Genomic DNA, 3,483 nt, shown 5'->3' with positions numbered 1-3,483 from the left:
GCGCCGGCCTGGCCACCACCTTCAGCAACGGCGCCGAGCTGTCGGTGAACTACGACGCCCAGACCCGCAGCGACTACACCGACCAAACCGCCTCGGTGAAATTCAGGCTGCCGTTCTAGGGCGTAGCTATGGTTCGGGGGCTCCCGCCCCCTCCTACACTTGAGGACCCGGCGTAGCCGGGGAATGGCCTCATGCCTGTCCCTAGGGTGTATCCGCCCCGATACACGGCTTTGACAGCCCCTCCTTGGCTGGCCTATACCCAAGCAGAACAATCAAGGCGGGGTGCAACATGGACAATCGCAACCCTGGCCAGCCTTTGCAGTCGGCCCGTTGCCTCAAGCAGCATCCTTCCCATCCCCCTCACCGCCTTGCAGTGGCGGTGGTGCTGGCACTGGGCACGCTTATCGCCCAGCAAGCCGAGGGCAGCGGCAGTTGTACCCGGGCGAACACGGTCATTTCTTCCGCGGCCACCCGTGCCTGCGTACTGGGCAATCAGCAAAGCCTGGAAGTGACCGCCAGCGGTGCAATCACTGTCGCGAACGGCGCGGCGGTGAGCGTAGGCAGCGGCACCACGGCCAAGCGTTTCATGAACAATGGCAACATCTCCGGCGGCTACGGCATGTTGATTGACGGCGGCAAGGTCGCTGGCAGCGTGGTCAATGCCAGCGGCAGCATGCTCGAAGGGGCGATGGGTGCCTTTTCCATGAACAAGGGCACCATTACCGGCGCCTTGAGCAACGCCGGCACCGTGCACATGACTGGCACCGGCGCCGCCGGCATGGCCATCGTGGAGTCAGCCCTCAACGGCGGGCTCAACAACAGCGGCACCGTCAGTGCACCCTCCGGGGCGGCCGGGCTGGCGGTGGTCAGCAGCACGGTAAAAGGGGACATCAAGAACAGCGGCTCGCTTACCGCAACCTCTCAAGGGCTGCTGCTCGACCACAGCCAGGTGAGCGGTGCGCTACGCAACTCAGGCACGTTGCGCAGTGGTAGCCATTCCTTGCTGATGAACGAAAGCAGTTTGGGCGGCAGTTTGGTAAACAGCGGCGAATTCCTCGCCACCACGCTGATCTACAACAGCACCATTGGTGGCGATTTCTCCAACAGCGGGCGACTGTTCAGCGGCTACACCGGCATGGTGATGTTCGGTAGCACCGTGAAGGGCAGCTTCACCAACCGCGGCACCATCAGTTCAAGCTCCGGCGTGCTCATACGTGAAAGCACCCTGGGCAGCCTGCTCAACACCGGCACTATCAAAAGCCACAGCAGCGACTTCTCCCTTTACGACACCATCATCAAAGGCGATGTGATCAACCGTGGCACCTTCACCACCGGGCCCAGCGGCTATGCAGGGCTGTCGCTGGTGGGCGGCAGCATCGGTGGCAACCTGATCAACTACGGCACGCTCTCTGGCGGCGACGCGGCGATCGCACTACGCGGCGAACAGGAAGCGACCGTGCTGGGCAGCATCATCAACAGGGGCAAAGTGACTGGCGCCACAGGCATTGAACTGAAGAACACCCACATTGGCGGCAGCCTGATCAACAGCGGAACGATCACCGGAGCCATCAGCGCCGATTACGATGGCAGCGGATTGGGGCTGGAGAACACCGACATCAAGGGCGATTTCCGCAACAGCGGCACCATCAGCGGTGCCACCTATGGCGTGGTATGGGCGGCAGTCAAGCTCGGAGGCAATCTGGTCAACAGCGGCACGCTCGTGGCCGACAGGAGCGGGTTGGTGATCGCCGGCTCCACCATCAGCGGCGACCTGCTCAACAGCGGCCGCATCACCGGCACGGTGGCAGGGATGATCCTGGGCACCGACAAGATCGGTGGAGATGTGATCAATACCGGGACGATCAAAGGTGGCGCCTACCCCTTTTACCTCAATGACACCACGGTCGGCGGCCGAGTCATAAACCGTGGCAGCGTGAGTGGCGATACCGGCATCAACCTGATCAAGAGCACGGTAGGCGGTATCGAAAACCGTGGAAGCGTGCGCGGCACCGCCACCGGGCTGCGGCTGACCGATACCACCGTGAGCGGTTCCCTGGTGAACACTGGGCTGATTTCCGGCAGCAAGTATTCGCTGTACGTGGACGCCGACAGCAGCCTCAAAACCCTGACCGTTGGCGGCAATGATACGGCCCGCTTCCAGGGCGCACTGTATGCGCCCAAGACCGATGCGTACTTGTATAGCGGCGCCACCTACACCCTTTTACCTGGCGACCGCTGGACAGTGGACAGCCTGTCCAACCGCGGTACCCTGGTACTGGGCGCGCCGGCCAAGCGCGGCACAGTCGCCACTGTGACCGGTGATTACGTCCAGTCCAGCGGCGCGATACTGCGCACCGAAGTCACCGATGCCACCCATTACGGCCAGTTGGTGGTGAGCGGCACCGCCACCCTGCCCAGCCAGGCACGCATCGACGTGGACGTGGCCAAGGCCAACCAGCCGTTCACCGTCAGCCGTTTGCAGGACGTGATCAAGGCCGGCACGCTTAAATCCAACGGCACCTTTGCCGTCACCAGCAACTCGGCGCTGTTCAACTTCGGCGCGGTGAAGGACGCCAACACCGTGGACCTGACCTTGGCCGCCAAGACCTCCAGCGGTGTCGGGGTGGCGGCAACTGAAGCCGGTTTGACCGGTGCCAGCGGCGCTGCCCAGGTGCTGGACCAGCAACTCGCTTTGGGCAGTGCCAGCGCACTTACCCCCTACTTCGTGAGCGCCACCAGCAACGCCGAGGTCGCCAGCCGCCTGGCGCAAACCCTGCCGCAAACCAATGCGTCCCTGCGCGCCAGCCAGGCCGCGCTGTCGGCCATCGGCCTGGCGGTGCAGGAACGCATGGGCATCGCCAACGGCCTGCTCTCGGCGGACGGTTTGAACAACGCACCCGGCCTGTGGAGCAAGCCCTTCAGCTACGCCAGCGGCCGCACCGGGGGTAGCAGCGGTTCGGTGATCGGCATGGACACCCGGCTCTCTTCCACTTCCCGCGCCGGCCTGGCCTTTGCCTACGCCAACGCCGAAACCGCCAACGTGCAAGGCGCGGCCCAGAGCAGCCAGCTGGATTTGTGGCAGTTCCTCGGCTACCGCAGCTATGCGCTGGACCGCACCACCGAGCTGATGCTCTACGCCGGTGCTGGCAACAACAGCGTGCAGGGTGAGCGCACCCTCGCCTTGAGCGGCGTAAGCGGCACGGCCAAGGGCGACTACGACAGCGTGATCGCCACTGTCGGCGCCAGCCTCGGGCGCACCTTGCAATTGAACGACACTACCCAGCTGCTGCCGGCGCTGCGCCTGGACTTCAACCATATCCGCGACGAGGCCTACCGCGAGCATGGGTCCAGCAGCGTGGCGCCGCTGCTGCTCAACGTGGAAGAGCGCCACAGCAACCAGCTGATCGCCGGCCTTGACGGCACCCTGGCCCACGCCTTCACCCCACGCACCGCGCTGAAGCTGAACCTGGGTGTGGGCTACGA

The 3,483-nt window shown here is 64.2% G+C and carries 1 protein-coding gene; it reads left to right on the top strand.

Features of this window, described 5'->3' with window-relative positions; all coding sequences use genetic code 11:
• Positions 1-289: 289 nt before the first annotated feature.
• A partial coding sequence (locus G7016_RS24710; RefSeq protein ID WP_181118401.1) for an autotransporter family protein occupies positions 290-3,483 on the top strand: 3,194 nt, incomplete at its 3' end.

The organism is Pseudomonas japonica (assembly GCF_013522925.1).
Classification (GTDB): domain Bacteria; phylum Pseudomonadota; class Gammaproteobacteria; order Pseudomonadales; family Pseudomonadaceae; genus Aquipseudomonas; species Aquipseudomonas japonica_A.
Note: the sequence above shows the minus strand (reverse complement) of the source record. Positions and strands in the feature narration are given on the sequence as shown.